The 17,862-nt window shown below is 68.4% G+C and carries 13 protein-coding genes and 1 tRNA gene; 2 read left to right on the top strand and 12 right to left on the bottom strand.

What is annotated here, in order from left to right:
- The 7 genes from ACYSUO_RS11685 to ACYSUO_RS11655 all read right to left on the bottom strand — a co-directional run bounded on the left by ACYSUO_RS11685 (window position 1) and on the right by ACYSUO_RS11655 (window position 10,247).
- Window positions 1–1,653: a bifunctional aspartate transaminase/aspartate 4-decarboxylase gene (locus tag ACYSUO_RS11685; RefSeq protein WP_461775989.1), complete on the bottom strand. Its 1,653-nt coding sequence runs from the start codon at window positions 1,651–1,653 to the stop codon at window positions 1–3.
- A 28-nt stretch (window positions 1,654–1,681) separates the two neighbouring features.
- Complete coding sequence (aspT, locus tag ACYSUO_RS11680) at window positions 1,682–3,385, bottom strand: aspartate-alanine antiporter (RefSeq protein ID WP_461775988.1); 1,704 nt, start codon at window positions 3,383–3,385, stop codon at window positions 1,682–1,684.
- A gap of 16 nt (window positions 3,386–3,401) precedes the next feature.
- A complete protein-coding gene (gene aspT, locus ACYSUO_RS11675; RefSeq protein WP_461775987.1) occupies window positions 3,402–5,078 on the bottom strand; it encodes an aspartate-alanine antiporter in 1,677 nt (558 codons plus the stop codon).
- A gap of 302 nt (window positions 5,079–5,380) precedes the next feature.
- The gene (locus ACYSUO_RS11670; protein WP_461775986.1) at window positions 5,381–6,826 is read right to left on the bottom strand and encodes a GH1 family beta-glucosidase; all 1,446 of its coding nucleotides are present in this window, start codon (window positions 6,824–6,826) and stop codon (window positions 5,381–5,383) included.
- A gap of 165 nt (window positions 6,827–6,991) precedes the next feature.
- Window positions 6,992–7,822, bottom strand: coding sequence for a carbohydrate ABC transporter permease (locus tag ACYSUO_RS11665; protein ID WP_461776027.1), 831 nt, complete (start codon window positions 7,820–7,822; stop codon window positions 6,992–6,994).
- A gap of 71 nt (window positions 7,823–7,893) precedes the next feature.
- Window positions 7,894–8,928, bottom strand: a complete 1,035-nt coding sequence (locus ACYSUO_RS11660; protein ID WP_461775985.1) for a carbohydrate ABC transporter permease — start codon at window positions 8,926–8,928, stop codon at window positions 7,894–7,896.
- On the bottom strand, window positions 8,925–10,247 hold the full coding sequence (locus ACYSUO_RS11655; RefSeq protein WP_461775984.1) for an ABC transporter substrate-binding protein: 1,323 nt from the start codon (window positions 10,245–10,247) through the stop codon (window positions 8,925–8,927). Before ACYSUO_RS11655 ends, ACYSUO_RS11660 begins: the two co-directional genes overlap by 4 nt.
- A gap of 277 nt (window positions 10,248–10,524) precedes the next feature.
- Between ACYSUO_RS11655 and ACYSUO_RS11650 the strand changes: the two genes are divergently transcribed.
- On the top strand, window positions 10,525–11,580 hold the full coding sequence (locus tag ACYSUO_RS11650; RefSeq protein WP_461775983.1) for a LacI family DNA-binding transcriptional regulator: 1,056 nt from the start codon (window positions 10,525–10,527) through the stop codon (window positions 11,578–11,580).
- A gap of 90 nt (window positions 11,581–11,670) precedes the next feature.
- Here ACYSUO_RS11650 and ACYSUO_RS11645 read toward each other — a convergent pair.
- The 3 genes from ACYSUO_RS11645 to ACYSUO_RS11635 form a co-directional block, all read right to left on the bottom strand.
- A tRNA-His gene (locus ACYSUO_RS11645) sits at window positions 11,671–11,743 on the bottom strand.
- Window positions 11,744–11,865: 122 nt separating this feature from the next.
- Window positions 11,866–12,468 carry an oligoribonuclease gene (gene orn / locus ACYSUO_RS11640; protein WP_266719301.1) on the bottom strand — a complete coding sequence of 201 codons (603 nt, stop codon included), beginning with the start codon at window positions 12,466–12,468 and terminating at the stop codon, window positions 11,866–11,868.
- 79 nt (window positions 12,469–12,547) lie between these two features.
- Window positions 12,548–13,756, bottom strand: coding sequence for a GlxA family transcriptional regulator (locus ACYSUO_RS11635; protein WP_461775982.1), 1,209 nt, complete (start codon window positions 13,754–13,756; stop codon window positions 12,548–12,550).
- 1,071 nt (window positions 13,757–14,827) lie between these two features.
- Here ACYSUO_RS11635 and ACYSUO_RS11630 point away from each other — a divergent pair.
- Window positions 14,828–15,352, top strand: a complete 525-nt coding sequence (locus ACYSUO_RS11630) for a universal stress protein (RefSeq protein WP_266719304.1) — start codon at window positions 14,828–14,830, stop codon at window positions 15,350–15,352.
- Window positions 15,353–15,600: 248 nt separating this feature from the next.
- On the opposite strand, the gene glmS is transcribed toward ACYSUO_RS11630, so the two are convergent.
- Window positions 15,601–17,418, bottom strand: coding sequence for a glutamine--fructose-6-phosphate transaminase (isomerizing) (gene glmS / locus ACYSUO_RS11625; RefSeq protein WP_461775981.1), 1,818 nt, complete (start codon window positions 17,416–17,418; stop codon window positions 15,601–15,603).
- A 36-nt stretch (window positions 17,419–17,454) separates the two neighbouring features.
- The gene (locus ACYSUO_RS11620; protein ID WP_266719308.1) at window positions 17,455–17,712 is read right to left on the bottom strand and encodes a hypothetical protein; all 258 of its coding nucleotides are present in this window, start codon (window positions 17,710–17,712) and stop codon (window positions 17,455–17,457) included.
- Between the last annotated feature and the right edge of the window lie 150 nt (window positions 17,713–17,862).

The following is a 17,862-nucleotide window of genomic DNA, read 5'->3' as shown; positions in this document are numbered from 1 at the left end:
CTACGCCTTTGAGGCCTGCCACTCCTCCGCGTAGTCGTTGAAGATGCTGCGCAAATGGTGGCCGATCTTCAGGTAGTCCAGGTTGTCGAGGTTGGCCAGCGAGACGCGGACCGACCACGTGGGGCCCTCGAAGCCGCCGCCGTTGAGGAGCACCACGCCGGTCTGCTGGGCGAGCCGGAACAGGGCGTCGACCGGCTCGTAGTTCTTCTCCAGGAAGCTGGCGAACTCCTTGCCGTGGACGCGCTCGGCCTCGGCGAGGAGGTCCAGCTCGATGTAGTAGGCCGCCCGGTGGGGATCCTCGTGGATCTTCATCTGGGCGCCTTCGAGGAGCAGGTCGAGGCGCTGGTGGACGATGGAGCGGATCTTCTCCTTGTACGCCTGGCCCTCCTCCAGCATGTCGAACAGGGAGAAGAGCGTCATCATCACCTGCTGCGGCAGCGACAGGCCCGCCGTGTGGTTGAGCGCCACCTGCCGGGAGTCCGCGACGAGCCGGTCGATGAACTTGATCTTCTCGGGCTCCAGGGTGAGGGACCCGTAGCGCTTGTTGAGGCGGTCCTTCTCCTCCTGGGGGAGCTGGGCGATCCGCTCGTCGATGATGTTGTCGTCGTGCAGCCCGATCACGCCGAGCCGCCAGCCCGTGCACCCGTAGTGCTTCGAGTACGAGTAGACGAGCAGGGTGTTGCGCGGCAGGTCGGCGGCGATCGAGCGGAAGCCCTCGACGAACGTGCCGTACACGTCGTCGGTGACGAGCAGCAGGTTCGGGTTCTTCGTCGCGACGATCTCCTTGATCTGGTTCGCGACGCGGGTGCTCAGCGCCAGGGAGGGCGGGTTGGAGGGGTTGACCAGGCAGACCAGCTTGATCTCCGGGTCCTCCAGCTTGGCGACCTCCTCCTCCGGGTACCGCCACTCGCGCACGCCCGTCTCGGCGAACTTGCTGGCCGAGATGTACGTGACGTCGAACTCGTAGGTGTCGAGCTCGGCGATCTCGATGTACGGCGTGAAGACCGGGACCATCAGCGCGATCTTGTCGCCCTTCTTCAACAGCCCGTTCTTCATGAGGGAGTCGAAGATGTAGCACATGGCCGCCGTGCCGCCCTCGGTGGCGAACAGCGACAAGTTGTTGTCCGCGGGCGCCTTCTTGTCGAACATCTCGTCCGCGAGGTAGCCGCGCACCACCTGCTCGCCGTGCGTCAACATGCGGTCGGGCACCGGGTAGTTGTCGCCCGTGATGCCGTCCGTCAGCTCGTGCACCCACTCGTCCTTGTCGAACCCGAAGCGCTGGATGCCGTGCTGGACGCACTGGGCGAGCAGTTCGATGCCCGGCAGGTCGGGGTGGCGGCGCACGAACGCGTCGAAGCGCTCGTACGCGCCGTGCTTCTCCGGCATCCCGCCGAGGTTGTCGGCGGTCCACACGCGCCGCGACTCCTCCAGGGCGAAGTAGCCGAGCGCGTAGTACGCCTCGCGGGGGCCGGTGGCGATCCAGTTCGGGTTGCCGCGGCCCGCGTTGAGCATCTGGCGGCTGGACTTCTCCTTCTGGCCGGGCTTGTCGGCCTGCGCCTGCTCGGCGAGGTCGATGAAGATGTTCTTCAGCTCGAAGGGGGAGAGCTGGGCGTACTGCTGGATCTCTTCGCGCGTGAACGTCGTCTTGGTCATGAGGGGTCCTTAAGTGCGGTGCGGGGGCTCAGTGCTGGAGGAGGACGATCACGGCGCCCCAGATGGTCAGGAGCACGTTGCCGACGGCGTACGGGATCGTGTAGCCGAGCGTCGGTACCTGGGAGCGGGAGGACTCGTTGATCGCGCCGATCGCCGCGGTGGTGGTCTGGCCGCCCGCGAGGACGCCCATCAGGATCGGGAAGCGGATCTTCTGCACGTAGTGGCCGAAGACGAAGCCGATCAGGAGTGGGACGACGGTGGCGACCGCGCCGAAGAGCAACAGCCCCCAGCCGGCCTCGGACAGACCCGAGGTGAAGCTCGGCCCCGCGTTGATGCCGACGATCGCGACGAACATGCACAGGCCGAGCGTGTCCATGAACCACTGGGCGCCGGGCGGCACATTGCCGTACGTCGGGTACTTGCCGCGGATGTAGCCGAAGATCAGGCCCATGATGAGCGCGCCACCGGAGGTGGAGAGCGAGATCGGGACGCCCGAGACGGTGAGCGCCGGGATGCCGATGCAGCCGCCGAGGAAGATGCCGATGCCGACCCAGATCATGTCGGTGGCGAACGAGGTGGGGACCGGCTTGCCGATGGCCGCGCCGGCCGGGTCGACGAGGCGCTTGGGCCCGGTGAGGATCAGCGTGTCACCGCGCTCGATCTTCGTGGAGAGGCGGTAGGGGAACTCGGCGCCGGAGCGGTAGATCTTGTCGATGTAGACGCCGACCATGAACGGCTCGCGCCTGAGCTCCGCTACCGTCCGTCCCAGTTGGGCCTTCTCGGACGCCACCACGTGCAGCGACTCCGTCTCGTAGCCGAGCAGCTCCACATCGTCGGTCTCCATGCCGATGTGGGTGCGGGCGTCGTAGTCGACGAGCGAGCCGCGCAGCGCGCTCAGCGCGACGACGTCGCCCTCGCGCAGCGTGGTCCGCTGGGTGTGGTCGAGGATCTGCCCGTCGCGGCGCACCCGCGTGATGTAGATGCGGTGGCCGAGCTCCTTCTGCTGGTTCTCGAAGTCGTCGATGGTGCGGCCGACGATGTCGGGGCGCTCGATGGTGTAGGCGCGCAGCACCACCTCGTAGTAGCCCTCGGCCAGGTCCGGGTCGTTCTCGGGCGCGTCCAACTCCGCGGCGAGCTGGGCCGATTCGGCGGCGAGGTCCCTCTTGTAGAGCTTCGGCAGGATCGTGGCGAGCAGGATCGCGCACAGGATGGTGCCGAGCGGATACGTCACCGCGTAGCCGATCGCGACGAGGTTCTCCTCGTTCTTGGCCGCCCCGGAGGACAGGCCCGGCAGCGTGCCGATGGCGTCCTGCGCGACACCGATCACGGCGGACTGGGTGAGCGCGCCGCCGAGCAGTCCGGCCGAGAGCCCGGGACCGTAGCCGAGCATCGCCGCGAAGACCCAGCAGATCAGCAGGCCGGAGACGCAGACCACGACGGCGTTGAGGACCTGCGGCAGGCCGTCCGTCTTGAGGCCGCGGAAGAACTGCGGGCCGACCTTGTAGCCGAGGGCGAACAGGAACATGACGAAGAACAGGCTCTTCACCGTGCCGTTGATCTCGACCTCGGTCCAGGCGCCGAGGATCAGGCCCGCGATGAGACAGCCGGTGACGGCGCCGAGCGCGATGGCCTTGTAGCGGATCTTCCCGAGCAGGAAGCCGAAGGCGACCGTGAGGAAGATCAGGAGTTCCGGATAGGGCTGGAAGATGTTCCGGTTGAGGAAGTCGATCACGTCGTGAACCGTCCTCTCAGTTGCCGAGGATGCCGACGAGCACGGGGCCCGTCAGCGGGAGCAGGAAGTTGGAGAGGGCGTAGGTGATCGTGTAGCCGAGCATTGGTACGGACGACTGCGCCACCTGGGTGACGGCGGTGATCGCGGGGGTCGAGCACTGCTGTCCGGCGATGGCTCCGATCAGGAGCGGTTTCTCGATCTTGAGGAGCTTGCGGCCGACGACCAGTGAGATCGTCGCGGGGATCAGCACCATCGCGATCCCGGCGAACGGCAGCAGCGCCCCGTACTCCTTGATCAGCGGCCAGGCCTGCGGCCCGGAGACGAGGCCCGTGCAGGCGATGAAGACCGCGAGGCCCATGTCCTTGATCGTCGATGCGGCCTGCGGCGGGAACGCGCCGAAGGTCTGCGAGCGCGAGCGGAACCAGCCGAAGAGCAGCCCCGAGATCAGACAGCCGCCGCCGGTGCCGAGCGACATCGGGATGTCGCCGAACTTCACCACGACCTGCCCGAGCAGCGAACCGGCCGCGATGCCGAGCCCCAGGTAGATGAAGTCGGTGGCGTCGTTCTTGACGACCGAGCCGATCCTGGCGACCAGCTTGTTCAGGCCCGAGCGGGCGCCCACCAGGGTCACCACGTCGCCGCGGTGCAGCACCGTGTCCCCGTTGGCGGGCATGTCCTGGTCGCCGCGGGTGATGTCGGTGACGTAGACGCCGTCCTTGTAGAACTCGGGGTTGGCCTTCTGCAGCTCGTCGACGGACTTGCCGTCCAGCGCCTTGTCGGTGATGGACACCTCGCGCGAGGCCAGCGGCGAGTCGAGGCCCGGCACGCCCGGTGTCTCCGGGCCGATGACCCGGCCCGCGTCGATCACGTTCGCCCGGCGGCCGACCAGGAGCACCAGGTCGGAGAGGGTGAGCTCCAGGGCCGGTGTGACGTCGAGGACCTTGCTGCCGCGCTTGACCGACTCGACGGTGACCCGGTCGGCGAGCGAGGACTGGAGGTCCCCGACCGTACGTCCGTCGGCGGTCGTCACCAGATACGTGCGGCCCACCATGCCCGGCAGAGCGGGGCGCTCGTCCGCCTCCAGGCTGCCCTTGCTGCGCGTGCGCTCCCACAGGTCACGCGCGGCGTCGCGCAGGTTGATGCGCATCATCATCGGCATGATCTGGCTCGTGTAGAGCACGATCGTGATCAGGCCGAAGAGGTAGCAGACCGTGTACGCGGTGGCCACGTTGCCCTGGTACTCGGTGATCTGCGCCTGTGTCAGGTCGGACAGCTTGCCGATGGACTCGGTCGCGGTGCCGACCACCGCGGACTCGGTGGCCGCGCCGGCCAGGATGCCGGAGGCCGTGCCGACGTCCAGGTCGAACCAGCTCGCCAGGCCGAGCGCGATGCCGATGACACAGACCAGCTCGATGCCGCACAGCACGAAGAAGCGCAGGCTCTTCTTGTTGAGGTTGCGGAAGAACTGCGGCCCGGCCATGTAGCCGAGCGCGAAGATGAACAGCGCGAAGAACACGGTCTTCACGTCGTCGGAGACATGGGCCTTGGTCCAGGCCCCGAGCAGCAGCGAGACGATCAGCGTGCCGCAGATGCCGCCCAACGTCAGCGGCCCCACGCGCAGCTTCCCCACGAGGTAGCCGAGCGCGAGGCTCACGAACAGGACGAGTTCCGGATGGTCCTTGAGTACGCCCATGGCGCTTCAGGACCGCTCGTATTGGTGGATATCGTGCATATGCGAAAGTTAAGGGCCGGTGCCCGCCGCTGCCACGCGACGCGCACCGGCCCCTCTGCCCGCCGGGATCAAGATTTAGGGCCCCTCTGACGGATCCTGCTGGAGTCGCGGGCCCTGGCACGCGCATCTGCGGCGTTGTCGTCGGTTGCCAACGCTCCGCGTTGTCGCCCTCCTCCGCCTTGCAGCTGCACGCACCAGACCCCGCTCGCCTGCACCGATCGGCTTGCGGCCGCCCGGATCCAGCCTGATCCGTCAGAAGGACCCTAAGCGGGCAGCCCCCCGCGGCGCGCGACCTGGGAGTACCAGGTGGCGCTGGACTTCGGGATGCGCGCTTGCGTCTCGTAGTCGACGTACACGGCGCCGAACCGCTTGCCGTATCCGTAGGCCCACTCGAAGTTGTCGAGCAGCGACCAGAGGAAGTAGCCGCGAACGTCGGCGCCCTGCTCGATGGCCTCGTGGACGGCGGCGAGGTGGCCGTGCAGATAGCGGATGCGGTCCGGGTCGTGCACCCGGCCGTCGGCGTCCACCACGTCCTCGTACGCGGCCCCGTTCTCGGTCACGTAGAGCGGGATGCCCGGCGCGAGCGCGGTGTGGTCGAGGAGCAGGTCGGTGAGGCCGGTCGGGTCCACGGGCCAGTTCATGGCGGTGAGTTCACCGGGCGCGTGGTGGAAGAGGACGTCGTCGGCGGCCGGCCACGGGGAGTGCTCGCTGGAGCCGTGCCCGTCGAGGCGGGGGCCGTCCTGGTCGGGGCGTGGGCCGGAGACGACGGCCGGCGTGTAGTAGTTCAGGCCGATGAAGTCGAGCGGCTGGTGGATCGCCGCGGTGTCCCCGTCCCGCACGAACGACCAGTCCGTGACGGCCGCGGTGTCGGTGAAGAGGTCGCGCGGGTAGGCGCCCTTGAGCAGCGGCCCGGTGAAGACCCGGTTCGCCAGCGCGTCGATCCGGCGCCGGGCGTCCAGGTCCTCGGGGCTCTCGGTGAGCGCCCTGACCACGCTCGGGTTCAGGCTGATGCCGACCTTGGCGCGGGCCGGCAGCACCCCGCGCAGGGCCGAACTGGCGAGCCCGTGGCCGAGGTTGAGGTGATGCGCCGCGCGCAGGGCGGCCGCCGGGTCCGTCCGGCCGGGGGCGTGCACCCCGGAGCCGTAGCCCAAGAAGGCGCTGCACCAGGGCTCGTTGAGCGTCACCCAGCTCTCGACGCGGTCGCCGAGCGCCTCGCCGACGAGCCCCGCGTACTCGGCGAACCGGTAGGCGGTGTCCCGCTCGGGCCAGCCGCCCGCGTTCTCCAACTCCTGCGGCAGGTCCCAGTGGTAGAGCGTCACCACGGGCTTGATCCCGTTGGCGAGCAGCTCGTCCACGAGCCCCCGGTAGAAGTCGAGCCCACGCTGCACGGCGGGCCCGCGCCCGGTGGGCTGCACCCGCGGCCACGCCACGGAGAAGCGGTACGCGGTGAGCCCCAGGTCGGCCATCAGCCGCACGTCGTCGCGCCACCGGTGGTAGTGGTCCACGGCGACGTCCCCGGTGTCACCGTTCAGCACCTTCCCCGGCGTATGACTGAACGTGTCCCAGATCGACGGCGTCCGCCCGTCCTCCCGCACGGCCCCCTCGATCTGATACGAGGCGGTGGCCGCCCCCCAAAGAAACCCGGCCGGAAACCGGGTGGCGACGGGTTCGGTGGTGAGGGCGGTGCCGGTGTTGTCAGTGGTGGTCATAGGAGCGCTCCCATGGTGAGTGAATAGGCGGCAGGTGAGCAGATCAAGCCCCTGCGGCGATTGAGCAGATCCAGCCCCGCCGGCGTTTGAGGCGCGGGGTCCGGGGCGGAGCCCCGAGGCGTAGGAGCGGCGGGGCGCAACACGAACACCCCGCCCACCCCGTGCTCACCCCTTGACGGCCCCCTGCATGATCCCGCCCACAATCTGCTTCCCGAACAGCAAAAACGCGATGAGCAACGGCAACGTCCCCAGCAACGCCCCCGCCATGATCACCGAGTCGTCGGGGATGTACCCGGTCCCGAGCGCGTTCAGCGCGACCTGCACCGTGGGGTTCTCCTGGTTGAGCGCGATGATCGGCCACAGGAAGTCGTTCCAGGCCATGACGAACGTCAGCAGCCCGAGCACGGCCATCGCGGGCCGCGCCGCGGGGAACACCACGTGCCAGACCACCCGCAGACTGCTCGCCCCGTCGACCCGCGCCGCCTCGATGAGCTCGGTCGGCAGCGCCTGCACCAGGTACTGCCGCATGAAGAACGTGCCGAAGGCGGACACCAGCGTCGGCAGGATGACGGTCTGCAGCTGGTTGGCCCAGCCCAGGTCGGACATCCACAAGTACAGCGGTACGACGGCCAGTTGCGGCGGAATCATCATCGTGCCGATGGTCATCAGGAGCAGCGTCGAGGAGAAGCGGAACTTCAGCTTGGCGAAGGCGAAGCCCGCGAGCGTGGAGAACAGCACGGTGCCGACGGTGATGCAGCTCGCCACGAGGATCGTGTTGAACATCGCGGAGCCCATGCCGGCCTGGTTCCAGGCGGTGTCCAGGTTCTTGAACAGATTGCCGCCGAACCAGAACGGCGGCGGCGTCTGGGAGAGCCGGGCGTTCGTACGGGACGCCGCGATCACCGTCCACAGCAGCGGCGCCAGGGAGATCACGGCGAACAGGGCCAGCGAGACATAGGTGACGGGCCCCGCGTGCAGCTGCTTGCCCGCGCCCATGATCCGCCGGCGGGTCGGCGGCCCGGCGCCCTCCTTGGCCACCTGGCCGGGCGTCACATCACTGATGGTGGTCATTGGGCCTTCCTCAGCCGTCGGGAGATCAACAGGTTGATCGCGGCGATGACCAAAAGGATCAGGAACATCGACCAGGCGATGGCGGCCGCCTTGCCGAGGTTGCCGTTGATCCAGCCCTGGTCGTACATGTACAGGCCGAGCGTCTGGTACTGGTGCTGGGACCCGCCCTTGGTGCCGCTGACCCCGCCGAACAGCAGCGGCTCGCCGAACAGTTGGGTCGCGCCGATGGTGGAGACGACGACGGTGAACAGGATCGTCGGCCGCAGCATCGGAACGGTCACGTGCCGGAACTGCTGCCAGCGGTTCGCGCCGTCCAGCGCCGCCGACTCGTACAGGTCGGCCGGGATGGCCTGCATCGCGGCGAGGTAGATCAGCGCGTTGTACCCGGTCCACCGCCAGATCACGATGGAGGAGACCGCGAGCTGTGAACCCCAGTCGGACTCACGCCAGTTGACCGGGTCGATGCCGACCAGGTCGAGCGCCCAGTTGATCATTCCGTTGTCCGGCGAGAACAGCAGGACGAACACGAGCGTCGCCGCCGCCACCGAGGTGGCGTACGGGGTGAGCATGACCACGCGCCACACGATGGAGCCGCGCAGCCGGTAGTTGAGCATGTGGGCGAGCCAGATCGCCACCATCAGCTGCGGCACGGTGGAGATCACGCCGATGGTGAACGTGTTCCCCAGGGCGTTCCAGAAGAATTCCGAGTCGAACAGGTTCGTGTAGTTCTTCAGGCCCGCCCAGGTCTGGCTGTCGAGGGACGACAGCTGCACGTTGTGCAGCGAGTACCAGGCCGTGTAGAGCAGCGGCACCAGCGAGAAGGCACCGAAGATGATGAAGAAGGGGGCGATGAACGCGTACGGCGACGCCTTCATGTCCCAGCGGTACAGCCGGCTGCGCCAGGAGGAGGTGTCCGACGGCGGCGTACCGCGACCCTGAGCGCCCCGGGCCGCGCCCGACTCCTCGGGGGAGTCGGACGCGGCGTCGGCGCTCGACGCGGTCTGCGCGAGAGCCTCGTTGGAGCTGGTCACTGGCCGAGCACGTCCTTGACCTCGCTGGTGGCAGCGTCCCAGCCCTGCGCGGGCGACTTGCCCTTCTGCTCGACCTGGAGGATGCCCGTGTCGGTGATCGCCGTGTTGATCGGCTGGTCCTTGATGCCGAAGATCTGCACCGGGATGGTCTTCGCCGAGTCGGAGAAGATCTGCGTCAGCGGCGCGTCCGAGAAGTACGCCAGGGTCTCGGCCTTCGGCTTCAGCGTCGCGTATGCCGACGGGGTCGACGGGAAGCTGGCCTGCTTGGCGAAGACCTTCGCCTGCTGCTCGGGGGCGGTCAGCCACTTCGCGAGGGCGATGGCCTCCTTCTGGTGCTTGCTCGCCGTCGGCACACCGATGAACGAGCCGCCCCAGTTGGCCGCGGTCGGCGCGGCAGCGATGTCCCACTTGCCCTCGCCGGCGTCACCGGACTTCTCCTGGATGTAGCCGACCATCCACGCCGGGCAGGCGACGGTGGCGAACTTGGCGTTGGCGAAACCCTGGTCCCACGGCTTGTCGAACTGCTTCAGCTTCGCCGACATGTCGGAGGTCGCCACCTCCATCGAGGCGTCCCAGGAGTCCTTGACACCCTTGGACTTGTCCCAGATGACATTGCCGCTCTTGTCGTAGTAGCGGTCCTTCGCGCCGCCCAGCGCCGCGTTGTAGACCGACGAGGCGGAGTCCACGAACTTGGTGCCGCTCGGCGCCTTCTTCATGTAGTCCTTGCCGACGTCGACGTACTTCGACCAGTCGCCCTTCCACATCTCGGCGAGCTTGGTGCGGTCGGTGGGCAGGCCGGCCTTCTTGAAGAGGTCCTTGCGGTAGCAGATCGCCATCGGGCCGACGTCCGTGCCGAGGCCGATCAGCTTGCCGTCCTTGGTGGTGGCCTGCTTGTTCTTCCAGTCCAGCCACTGCGACTTGTCGACCTCCTTGCCGAGGTCGACGAACTTGGCCGCCTGCGTCTGCACGGCCTCGGTGATGTTGCCGATCTCGATGGCCTGGATGTCGTCGGTGCCGGAGCCGGCCTGGAGACGGGTGAGGGTCTTGGGCCAGTAGACGTCGGTCCTGGTGGTGACGTTCTCCTTGATGGTGATGTCCTTGTGCAGCTTCATGTACTCGTCGTAGAGCCCGGCCTGCTTGTAACCGAAGGTGCCGAAGGTGCCGACCGTCAGCGTGGTCGCGCCCTCCTTGTCACCGGAGCCTCCGGCGCCCCCGGAGCCGTCTCCGTCATCGCTCGCACAACCGGCAAGCAGTCCAGTGGCCAGGGCGGCGACGACCGCGAAGGTCATCGCGCGTCGGGACGTACGGGCAGTGCGCATTGCGTCCTCCAAGTGCTCAAGTGCTCTTGATGCTGAGACGTGCAGACCCCCCGGCCAACTGCCACTGCCAACTGTTGTACTGGGCCCGGTTGTTCACGTGCGGCTCGGGCGGGGAACGTGCGGCTTCTGTATGCGTCCAGTAGGGTGGGAGCGCTCCCATCCGTGATGAGTTGAAGGGTCGTCGCTCGAACCCGGGGTGTCAAGACACTCAGCGGCGACAAGTTCGTGCGGTTATCGGGCTGTTAGATTCCGCTCAAGATCTGGGGAGGTACGAGTCATGGTGGCTCACGGCACGCACGGCAGGCGCCCGACCCTCGAGGAGGTCGCGGCCCGAGCGGGCGTCGGCCGGGGCACGGTCTCCCGTGTCATCAACGGATCGCCGCGGGTCAGCGACCGCACCCGCGCCGCGGTCGAGGAAGCGGTCGCCGAGCTCGGCTACGTACCGAACACGGCGGCCCGGGCCCTCGCGGCCAACCGCTCGGACTCGATCGCCGTGGTGGTTCCTGAGGCGGAGTCCCGGTTCTTCTCCGAGCCGTACTTCTCCGGCATGGTCGGCGGCGTCGGCCTCGCCCTCGCCGAGACCAACCTCCAGCTCCTGCTCACCTTCGCCCGCGGCGAGCGCGAACAGGACCGGCTGGCGACCTACCTCGCCGCCCACCGCGTCGACGGGGTCCTCCTGGTCTCGGTGCACTCCGACGACCCGCTCGCGGACCGCCTCATCCAGATGGACATCCCGACCGTGATCAGCGGCCCCCGCTCCGCGGACGAGCCGCTGCCCTCGGTCGACACCGACAACTACGCGGGCGCCCGCTCCGCCGTCGAGCACCTGGTCTCCAAGGGCCGCCGCTCCGTCGCGATCATCGCGGGCCCGCTCGACGTGTACGGGGCCCAGCGCCGCCTCGCCGGCTACCAGGACGAGCTGGCCGCGAGCGGCATCAGCTACGACGAGAAGCTGGTGGCCTACGGAGACTTCACGGAGGAGGGTGGCCGCCGCTGCATGGAGGAGCTCCTGGAGCGCGGCACCGGCCTCGACGCGGTCTTCGCCTGCTCCGACCTGATGGCCTCGGGCGCCCGCCAGGTGCTGCGCGAGGCGGGCCGCCGCATCCCCGAGGACGTCTCCCTGGTCGGCTTCGACGACTCGGTGATCGCCCGCCACATGGAGCCGGGCCTCACCAGCGTGCGCCAGCCCACCCTGGACATGGGCCGGGCGATGACGGAGCTGCTGCTCGACGAGATCGCCCTGGCCGCGGAGGGGAAGCGCTCGTCCGTCCGCCGGGGCACGCAGCGGCACCTGGTGCTTCCGACGGAGCTGATGGTCCGCGCCTCGTCGTAGATGTGACCCCGGGGGGTCCGGATCCGTCCGGATCCCCCGGGAACGCCGAAGGCCCCGGTTCTCTCGAACCGGGGCCTTCGGATCCTTCAGGGTGAGTGACGGGACTTGAACCCGCGGCCACCTGGACCACAACCAGGTGCTCTACCAACTGAGCTACACCCACCATGTCCGGTCGTTTGTCTTTCTTCCGACCGGCCGAGAAAAAGTGTACAGGGTCCGAAGGGGTGCTCGCGCACACCTTTTCCCGAGCGGGCCCGGACCCCGTACACAGGGGCTTACGAGGGGTTATTCCGCAGGCAGGACGTACTTCGCCGCGATCGACTTCGCGGTGTCCGAGTCCGGCCCGGGCTGCGGGACGAAGACCGCCTCGCGGTAGTAGCGCAGCTCGGCGATGGACTCGCGGATGTCGGCGAGCGCCCGGTGGTTGCCGTTCTTGTCCGGACTGTTGAAGTACGCCCTCGGGTACCAGCGCCTGGCGAGCTCCTTGACCGAGGACACATCGACGATCCGGTAGTGGAGGTAGTCCTCCAGCGTCGGCATGTCACGCAGCAGGAATCCGCGGTCGGTACCGACCGAGTTCCCGCACAGCGGGGCCTTGCCCGCGTCCTTGACGTGCTCACGTACGTACGCCAGGACCTGTTCCTCGGCGTCCGCGAGCGTCGTGCCGCCCGCCAGCTCGTCGAGGAGACCCGAGGCGGTGTGCATGTTGCGCACCACCTCGGGCATCGTCTCCAGGGCCTCGTCCGGCGGGCGGATCACGATGTCCACACCGTCGCCGAGTACGTTCAGCTCCGAGTCGGTGACCAGTGCGGCCACCTCGATGAGCGCGTCGTTCGCCAGCGAGAGTCCGGTCATCTCGCAGTCGATCCACACCATGCGATCGTTCATGCGCCCAACCCTACGGGTCCGACCTTCCCACTGGCAGACGACGGGCATCAGCTCCTGTGCTCGGTGCTGTCGTGCGGGGCTACAAAGCTGTGCGCGGTCCTGGCAGTCCCGAGTGGCCCGTCGGCATCGAGGCCGCGTGCGGGCCGAGCGCGCTCGCTGCCGCCGTGCGCCGGGACTGCGCGGGGACCGGAGTCCCCTCGGCGCCCGGCACACCCGCGAGCTCGACCGTCCTGTCCGGCTTCTCCGGCTTCCCCTGGCCCTCGCCCGGCTGCGGCCTGCGCGCCCGGTACGCCGCCCGGTACGCGGCCGGGGACGAGCCCAGCTGGCGCCGGAAGTGCCCGCGCAGCGCGACGGGGGAGCGGAAGCCGCAGCGGCCCGCCACCTCGTCGACCGAGTAGTCGGAGGTCTCCAGCAGGCGCTGGGCCTGGAGCACCCGCTGCGTGATCAGCCACTGGAGCGGGGCGGACCCCGTCAGCGACCGGAAGCGGCGGTCGAAGGTGCGGCGGCTCATATAGGCGCGCGCGGCGAGCGTCTCCACGTCGAACTGCTCGTGGAGGTGCTCCAGGGCCCAGGCGACGACCTCGGCCAGCGGATCCGCGCCGATCTCCTCGGGTAAAGACCGATCGAGGTAGCGCTCCTGGCCGCCGCTGCGGCGCGGTGGGACCACCAGGCGGCGGGCGAGCGCTCCGGCCGCCTCGTTGCCGTGGTCCGTGCGCACGATGTGCAGACACAGATCTATACCGGCCGCGGTGCCGGCGCTCGTCAGTACGTCGCCGTCGTCCACGAAGAGCTCGCGCGGGTCCACATGGACCGACGGATAGCGCTTCGCGAGCGTCGGCGCGTACATCCAGTGCGTGGTCGCCGGACGGCCGTCCAGCAGGCCCGCGGCGGCGAGCACGAAGGCTCCCGTGCACAGGCCGACGATGCGTGCGCCCTCCTCGTGGGCGCGGCGCAGGGCGTCCAACGCCTCCTCCGGTGGCGGAGAAGTGATGGACCGCCAGGCGGGCACGACCACCGTGCCCGCTCGCGATATCGCCTCGAGTCCGTGCGGCGCGGTGAGTTCGAGTCCCCCTGTGGTCCTCAGGGGTCCCTCTTCGCCGGAGCACACGAGCAATCGATAGCGCGGCACTCCCGCGTCCTGTCGGTCGATACCGAACACGGAGAGTGGAATGGAACTCTCGAAGATGGGTCCGCCGCTGAACAGCAGCACCGCGACGATCTCTCGTCGACGGCGCCCCGACAGCTTGCGAGCCGCCGCCTCCGGCGCGGTGGTGGCGTCGTGGCTCATGCTGCTAAGCCCCCCTCGGTGATCCCGGCTCCCTCAATATTTTGACGGGTCGTTCGCTCCTGCACGTTTCCCCTCGGTGATGCACGAAGTCCCCCGCCGCCTTCAGATCAGACAGTCATGATCGAATCTACTGCGTCCCATGGTGCCGTCGTGACCAGTTAAGAACCTGACAGATTGTCGACATGGCAACTTGGCGTGAAGCATTCGATCACGAAGCGTCGCACTCAGGGGCGTTGCTGGGAAGTGGGCCTCAACTCCGTGGCCGGTCCCCGTAGGGCGGGAGGGGTTTTCGGCGCCGTTTCCGCCCTGGTGGAAAGGGGGTTGGGGGAGGCGAAACGCAAGGGGAGGCCCGGTGGCCCAAGTTGGCTGAAAATTATCGGAGAGCCGCGTTGAAAACGGTCAGCCAACAGGCGTATCCCGCTCGGCCCGACGCCCGCCGTCCTGTGTGTCGGAGCCGTTCCACTCGCGTCGACCACGATGCGCCCGGCATTGTTCACTGTGCAACTGTGCAGCCCCGCGCTCCGTCTGTCGAAGGAGCAAACGGCACGCCGCGGTGATCACTGCGAGCCCCAGGACGGCGCCGGCGGTACCCGCGGCGGAGGAGCCGTACCAGACGAGTACGAGCGGCGGCACCAGGACGCAGCTGAACGCGGCCCAGCGCGCGGGCAGGGGCGCGTCGGGGTGGGTCGCGGCGCTGGTTCGCTGGGCGATGGTCGGTCCGGGCACTGAGCGCTCCCCTGTGTCTTTCGGTACGCGAGTTCAACGCCGACGACCGGCCCGGGTCACTTCGTCGGGGGAGGTCAGGCGCCCAGTTGAGTGCGCAATCCGCCTGTACGGGGCAGCAACCATTGCCATACGGTCGCCCCTCGTGCATGCTCCCCTGAACGCGGCGGAGCGGGCCATCGATGAACGAAGGTGCGGCTCTGGGCCCGGAAATCAGAGTCTGGGCAGAGGAGGAGTGTCGCCGTACCCTTGGGGGTATGGGGTTGGGAAGATGATTCCCGGACACAGCTCCGCCGATCAGTTGTCGTCCCCTCTTTAGAGGCCCACGAGGTACACGCCGAGACACTCATGGCCGGTCACGAAATCCCTGAACCCGCGGACCGCAAGCGGCAGGTCGCCGATCCCACGGCGACGCCCCGAGCGGCGGAAGAGACACGTCAAGCCTGTGACCCCGCGTTCAAGCACGGTGTCGTCGTCGGCTTCGACGGCTCCACATCGAGTGAGCGGGCACTCGCGTACGCGATCGGCATGGCCCACCGTTCGGGCTCCGGGCTGGTCATCGTCCATGTGGCCAATCGGCTGCCCACCACGGTGTGGGCGGGCTGTGAACCGCCGGTGTTCGTGGACGTGCCGGATCACCGGACGGAGGTCCTCGGGCTCGAGCTCGCCTGTGCGGAGTATCTGTCCGAGGTGCCCTGGATCCTCGTCGAGCGCGGTGGCGACATCTGCCACGAGCTGGAGGAGGTCGGGCACGAGTACTCGGCCGACGCCATCGTCGTGGGCTCGACCCACGGGCTCGTCGGGCGGATCTTCGGCTCGGTCGCGGGACGGCTTGCGCGGCGCGCGCAGCGGCCCGTCATTGTGATCCCCTGAGTCCCTTTCGGGAAGCGGGAGTTGGACCGGTAGTTGAATTTGCGCCGTTGGATAAATCTACTCCCGCGTAGAGGTGCTTTGTGCCCTTGTGAAGGGTAAATACGGTGCGTTGGCGTGCTGTTGGCCGGGGGGTGACGGCCGCCGGGTGACAGCCAAGGGCCGGGGCAATGGGCGGCTCCGGCCCTCACGGAAACGGGTCCCGTGCGCTTGGTGGCGCGTACGGGACCCGTTTGTGCGGCGAGAGGGACCTACTCGACCGTGACGGACTTCGCCAGGTTGCGGGGCTTGTCGATGTCGCGGCCGAGGGCCAAGGCCGTGTGGTAGGCGAGGAGTTGGAGCGGGATGCCCATCAGGATCGGGTCCAGCTCGTCCTCGTTCTTCGGGACGACGATCGTGCGGTCGGCCTTCTCCTGCTCCTGGTGGGCGACCGCCAGGATGCGGCCGGAGCGGGCCTTGATCTCCTCCATCGCGGCGCGGTTCTTCTCCAGCAGGTCGTCGTCGGGGACGATCGCGACCGTGGGGAGCGCGGGCTCGATGAGGGCCAGCGGGCCGTGCTTCAGCTCGGAGGCCGGGTAGGCCTCGGCGTGGATGTACGAGACCTCCTTGAGCTTCAGGGACGCCTCGCGGGCCACCGGGTAGCCCCGGACGCGGCCGATGAACATCATCGAGCGGGCGTCCGCGTACTCCTCGGCGATCTTCTTGATCTCCGCCTCCTGCTCGAGGATCTCGGTGATCTGGGCCGGGAGCTTGCGCAGGCCCTCGATGATGCGCTTGCCGTCGGCGACCGAGAGGTCGCGGATGCGGCCGAGGTGCAGGGCGAGCAGGGCGAAGGCGACCGTGGTGTTCGTGAAGCACTTCGTCGAGACGACGCAGACCTCGGGGCCCGCGTGGACGTACACGCCCGCGTCCGACTCACGGGCGATCGCCGAGCCGACGACGTTCACGACGCCGAAGACGCGGGCGCCCTTGCGCTTCAGCTCCTGGACCGCCGCGAGGACGTCGTACGTCTCGCCGGACTGGGAGACCGCGATGTAGAGGGTGTCGGGGTCCACGACCGCGTTGCGGTAGCGGAACTCGGAGGCCGGCTCGGCGTCTGCGGGGATGCGGGCCAGCTCCTCGATCATCTGCGCGCCGATCAGACCCGCGTGGTACGAGGTGCCGCAGCCGAGGATCTTCACGCGGCGGACCGTGCGGGCCTCGCGGGCGTCCAGGTTGAGGCCGCCGAGGTGCACCGTGGAGAAGCGGTCGTCGATGCGGCCGCGCAGCACGCGGTCCACGGCGTCGGCCTGCTCGGAGATCTCCTTGTGCATGTACGTGTCGTGGTCGCCCATGTCGAAGGAGGCGGCCTCGAGGTCCACGGTGGTCGGCTCGTTGGCGGTGCGGGTGCCGGCCGTCGTGTACGTACGGAAGTCGTCGGCCTTGAGCGTGGCCATCTCGCCGTCGTCGAGCGTGACGATCTGGCGGGTGTGGGTGATCAGCGCGGCGATGTCCGAGGCGACGAACATCTCCTTGTCGCCGATGCCGAGGACGACCGGCGAGCCGTTGCGCGCGACCACGATGCGGTCCGGGAAGTCGGCGTGCAGGACCGCGATGCCGTACGTGCCCTCGATCAGGTGCAGCGCCTCGCGGACCTTGTCCTCGAGCTCGGGCAGCTGGGAGCGGGCGATGAGGTGGGTGAGGACCTCGGTGTCCGTCTCGGAGAGGAACTCGACGCCCTCGGCGACCAGCTTGGCGCGCAGGTCCGAGGCGTTGTCGATGATGCCGTTGTGGACGACGGCGACCTTGTCGTCGGCCGACATGTGCGGGTGCGCGTTGTGGTCGGAGGGGGCGCCGTGCGTGGCCCAGCGGGTGTGGGCGATGCCGGTGGTGCCCTTGAAGCGGGCCGGGACCTTCGCCTCCAGGTCGCGCACCCGGCCCTTGGCCTTGACCATCTTCAGGCCGGTGGCCTTGGGGCTGGTGATGACGACGCCCGCGGAGTCGTATCCGCGGTACTCCAGGCGCTGCAGTCCTTCGAGAAGGAGCGGCGCTACGTCACGCTTGCCGATGTAACCGACGATTCCGCACATGTGTGGTTCTGATCCCCTCGGGTAGTGGGTCCGCGGTCAGCCGTAGACGATGCGGCGCAACTGCCGGAGCGAGAGCTCCGGCGGCGCCACCGCCCGGTACCGCAGGTCCGCCGTGATCTGTTCGAAGATCTCCGCGTTCACCAGGCCCTGGCCCTGGAGTTCGCGGTGCCGGCGGCGGACGTAGTCCTCCGTCGACTCGTCGAAGTAGGCGAGCACGTCCTGGATCACCCGCAACGCCTCGCCCCGGCTCAGGGCGCTGCTGCGCGTCAGGTGGTCGACAAGTTCCTCGTGCACGAAGCGATCCTCGGGGCTGGGGGGTGGTTTTGCAAGAATCCTGCCCGAAATCGGGCAGGGGATTCGCTCGGGTGGCCGTGGTTGAGGTTGCGGGGCGCTGCCCCGGGCCCCGCTCCTCAATCGCCGGAGGGGCTTGTTTTCGGCGGGGCT

The organism is Streptomyces sp. UC4497 (assembly GCF_054871485.1).
Note: the sequence above shows the minus strand (reverse complement) of the source record. Positions and strands in the feature narration are given on the sequence as shown.